Consider the following 5,071-nt stretch of genomic DNA (forward strand, 5'->3'; position numbering starts at 1 on the left):
ATCTACACTCTTTCCCTACACGACGCTCTTCCGATCTTAAATTAAAAATTTAATTTAAATTTTTTATAATTCAATTAATTTGATTAATTTTGATTAATTTAAGTTATTTTGATTAGTTTAATTTATTTGAAAGATTTAATATTCAATTTTTAATTATTTTATTAAGAATTTAAAAATTTTAAATTTTTATTTGTAATTTAAGTTTAATAAATTTATAAACAAAATGGAATGTGATTATGATGATGAAAGCTGACGCATACAAAGTTGTAGATAATGTCTACTGGGTAGGAGTATTGGACTGGGACATTCGTGACTACCACGGATACACCTTAGACGGTACCACCTATAACTGTTACCTGGTATTTGGTGAAGATAAAGTTGCTTTAATTGATAATGTTTATCCAGGTAAATCTGAACAGTTCTGGGGAAGAATTTACGATGCTTTTGAAAAGGAAGGCAGGGAAGTCAAGATTGATGTAGTTATTCAAAACCACATTGAAAACGACCATAGCGGTTCCCTTTCAGAAGTTGTTGCAGCATTCCCTGATGTTGAAGTCTATTGTTCCAAAAAGGCAGAGCCTGGTTTGAAAAACCACTTGCCTGAACTTGAAGACTTTGAATTCAATACAGTAAAAACCGGTGATTCCCTTGACATTGGCGGCAAGACCTTTAAATTTGTAAACGCTCCAATGCTTCACTGGCCTGACAGCATGTTTACCATGTTGATGGAAGATGGAATACTCTTTTCAAACGATGCATTCGGTCAACACATCTGTCTTTCCGAAAGATTGGATGTTGAGGTTGATCCTGCAATCCTTACAGAGGCTGCAAGAAAATACTATGCTAACCTAATTACCCTTTCCTCTCCAATGGTTGGAAGAAAAGTTCAGGAATTGGCTGATTTAGGCTTGGTTGATGAGCTTAAGATGATTGCTCCATGTCACGGTCAAATATTTACAAATCCTAACTTCATCATTGATTTATACACCAAATGGTCTACCGGTGCATATGATGAGGACAAGATCACCTTTATCTATGATACAATGCACCATTCCACACAAAGAATGGCTCATGCAATGGCTGAAGGCGTAATGAGTGAAGGAGTAAAGGTTAAGATGTACTTCATGCATGATGATGACAAGTCAGATGCAGTTACTGATGTGCTTGACTCCAAGGCAATCTTTGTTGGTGCACCTACCATGATGAACAATCCTTTCCCTGGAATTGGGGATGTAATGTATTATCTTAACTGTTTAAACTTTGGCATGATTGACCAAAAGAAGGCAGTTGTATTTGGTTCCAAAGGTTGGGCAGGCGGATCTACAAGAGTGCTTGCAGAAAACCTTGAAGGTGCCGGATTTGAAGTAATTGAACAAAAGGAAATTGACTTCAAGCCTAGTGATGAAGTATTGGCAGAATGTTATGAATTAGGTAAAAAAGTAGCTCAAATGATTAAAGAAGAATAATTCTTCTTTTTACTTTTTTTACTTTTTTTACTTTTATTATTTTTATTTAATTCTATTTTTTCACTATTTTTTTTAATTTTTATTTTATTTTATTCTTTTTATTTATTTAATTCTGTTTTTTCAGTATTTTTTTTAATTTTTAATCTTATTTTGATTTTTTCATTGATTTTAAATTAATTTATTTAGTTTTTACTATTGTTTTTTAATAAAATTTCCTTCAAGCTTTCAATTATTAACTCGTTTAACATATTTCATGTAATTTTTCTTCAATTTCATGTAATTTTTAAATCATTGAAAAGACTTATTTTTTCAATAAAATTGAATATTTTACTTTTTTTACATTTTTACAATTTTTTTGCATTTTGTTAATCAAATTAAATTTTATCAATCTAATTTTATTTTATTAAACAAATTAAATTTTAGATTATTTTTAAAAATTTTCATTATTTTTTAATTTTATATTTTTTTTAAATTTTTGCAAAATTAAGGAAAAATTGATTTTTTTTAGAAAAGTTTAAATAAATTTAATTTAATAACTTTAAGTGTACTAGTTAGCTCTTAATATTTTTTGCCTTATAAAAAATGTTAATGGATAGTATACTTGTGCTTTTTTTATTTAAGAGCTATCTAGTCGTTATTATTTTCTATTTTTTACTTTATTTCTCTTTTTCTTAATTTAGATTACTTATTTTTGTGAATTTAAGTTTTATATTGCTTATTTTTAAGATTTTTATTTTTAGTACTTATTTTTTAGAAATTTTTTTTATTCAGTTTGATTATTATTTTATTTTATTTTTTTATTTTTTTTTAATTCTGAATCACTAATTTTCAGAATTTTAATTTTAGAATTTTTTTATAAAAAATTTATTTTTAACTTAGTTTAGTTATTTTTTTTAAAAATTTTTCAGAAATTTTTATCATTTTATGTTGTTTCTGATAATTTTATTGAATGTTTTCCCTATATTTTTCTATTTTTGTTAATATTTTGATGTATTTTGTCAATATAATTCATTAATACTTTTATATTCCTTTTTTATTAATTTTTCATTGAATTATAAGTTTTTTTATAATTTTTAGCAAAAACTTTTTATATCTTAAAACATATCTTATAAATAAGGACTATTCTAAATTAAAAATCTTCTTTTAACATATCACCCCCTTTACATATACAAAATTAGTTTTAGATTTTAGGATAGTTCTTGAGGTTACTCTTGATAAAAAATTTACTAACACAATTTTGGATGAATATGAACAAAAGAGTAACCTTCATTCTTATCTATTTATTTTCACTATTTTTTACTTATTTTAATTTCTTTAAGCTATTTTTTACTTATTTTAATTTTTTTCAGCTATTTTTTACTTATTTAAATTTAATTTTTTTAGCTATTTTTCACTATTTTTAAAAGATCTTTAACTGTTTTTCAACTTCTTTTTTTACAAATATTTTTCCTGATTATTTCCCATTTAATATTGTATAAATAAAAAATATAATTATCAAAAGTTTTTTATAATAAAACAAACCCATCTATATTTATATGGATAATTTAATCTAGATTTATTAATTATTCTAATAATTTAAATTAATAAAAATGCCTTATTTGGTCTTGTCGGATTCAAATATGTCATTTTTTAATGGAAATGGTCTGTTGTCATCTTAGGCATCTGGACTGTTTTTTTATTTATATTTATTTAAAGTATTTTAAAATTAAGGAGATATTATGGCACAAATTAATCAACCAATGTTTATCTTACGTGATGATACTGATAGATTTCAAGGCAGAACCGCTTTGAGAATGAATATTCTTGCCAGTCAGATATTGGCAAGTATTGTAAGAACTACCCTTGGTCCTAAGGGAATGGACAAGATGTTAGTGGATAAGATGGGTGATGTTGTTGTAACCAATGACGGAGCAACAATCCTTCAGGAAATGGATATTGCACACCCTGCAGCTAAAATGCTTGTTGAAATTGCAAGAAAACAGGAACATATCGTTGGGGATGGAACTACAACCGTAGTTATCATTGCTGGTGAATTGCTTAAGAAGGCTCAAGAATTGATTGAGGATGGAACTCCGGTACCAACCATTCTTTTAGGATACAGATTGGCTGTTGCAAAGGCTTTGGAAATTTTATTCGACATTTCCATTGATGCAAGAGATGAAGAAACCTTGTTTGGAATTGCAAAGACTGCAATGACCGGTAAAGGTTCTGACTATGCAAAGGATGAATTGGCTGAATTGCTTGTTCAGGCTGCACTCAAGGTTGAGGAAGGAGAAAAACTTGACAAGAAACTTATTAAAATCCACAGAATCAATGGTGGAAGCATTGAGGATTCTGAAATTGTTGACGGCATTTTCATCGACAAGGGCAGAATGTCTGAAGCAATGCCTGCTGAAGTCCATGATGCAAAGATTGCATTGATGAAATATCCATTGGAATTGAAGGACCTTGACAATGCAAAGGTTGACTTTACAGATCCTCTTCAAATGCAGGCGTTCCTTGACAATGAGCAAGAAATGCTTAAGGACATCGCTGACAAGATCATCGATTCCGGATGTAATGTATTGTTCTGTCAAAAGGGTATTGATGATGTTGTTGCACATTACTTGACCAAGGCTGGAGTAATGGCATTCAAGAGGGTTAAGAATACTGATGTAAAGAGAATCATGAAGGCAACCGGTGCTGAATTGGTTACCAACATTGAAGATTTGACTTCCGATGTATTAGGTACTGCAGGTTATGTGCATCAGGAAAAGGTATTTGACCAAATATTAACATTCATTGAAGATTGTGAAGATCCTAAGGCAAGCTCCATTTTAATCCGTGGAAGTACAAGACATGTTTCCTCTGAAATTGAAAGAGCTATGGAAGACGCTTTAGGTGTAGTTGCAGCTACTGTTGAGGATGGAAAAGTAGTTATTGGTGGAGGAGCTCCTGAAATTGAAATTGCAAGACAACTCAGAGCTTTCGCCAATACTGTAAGTGGAAGAGAACAATTGGCTATTATGGCATTTGCAGAAGCTTTAGAAATTGTTCCTAAAACCTTGGCGGAAAATGCAGGATTGGATACAATCGATTTGCTTGTTGAATTAAGGGCTTCACATGAGAAGGACATCAACATGGGATTGGATGTATTTGAAGGAAAAGTTGTTGATATGAAAGAAAGAGGTGTTGTAGAACCTCAAAGAGTTAAAAAGCAAGCTATTCAATCTGCACAGGAAGCTTGTGAAATGATTTTGCGTATTGACGACTTGGTCGCTGCTGCCGGTGCACTTGAAAAAGTTGATGAGGATGAAAACTTAGATAATAGTGGAATGCCTCCTGCACCTGGTATGGGTGGAATGGGCGGCATGCCTGGCGGAATGCCTCCTATGATGTAGACAAGCTTTTTTGGCCTTCGGCCAAAAAACCTTGACCAAAATCTTGTCGAGTTTTGCTTCGGGTTTGCTTTTTTTAAATTCTTTTTAACTAATTTTTAATTTTTTTACTACTTTTTTACTAATTTTTTAATTTTTTACTAATTTTCTAATGCTTTTTCTCAAATTAGTTAAAATTAAATTAAATTAAATTAAATTAAATTAAATTAAATTAAATTAAATTAAATT

Annotated in this window: 2 protein-coding genes; both read left to right on the forward strand. The window is 29.7% G+C overall.

Features of this window, described 5'->3' with window-relative positions; genetic code table 11:
* Positions 1 to 242: 242 nt before the first annotated feature.
* Positions 243 to 1,466, forward strand: a complete 1,224-nt coding sequence (locus tag Q0138_RS01735) for an FprA family A-type flavoprotein (protein WP_297980078.1) — start codon at positions 243 to 245, stop codon at positions 1,464 to 1,466.
* 1,718 nt (positions 1,467 to 3,184) lie between these two features.
* Entirely contained in the window at positions 3,185 to 4,846 is a 1,662-nt protein-coding gene (gene thsA / locus Q0138_RS01740) for a thermosome subunit alpha (RefSeq protein ID WP_297980076.1), read from the forward strand.
* The last annotated feature ends 225 nt before the right edge of the window (positions 4,847 to 5,071 follow it).

This window comes from uncultured Methanobrevibacter sp. (assembly GCF_937906425.1).
GTDB lineage: Archaea > Methanobacteriota > Methanobacteria > Methanobacteriales > Methanobacteriaceae > Methanobrevibacter.

Bases quoted from the DNA above. Each gene is read 5' to 3' on its own strand.
- Q0138_RS01735 (WP_297980078.1), top strand. From the start codon at position 243: ATGAAAGCTGACGCATACAAAGTTGTAGATAATGTCTACTGGGTAGGA.
- thsA (WP_297980076.1), top strand. From the start codon at position 3,185: ATGGCACAAATTAATCAACCAATGTTTATCTTACGTGATGATACTGAT.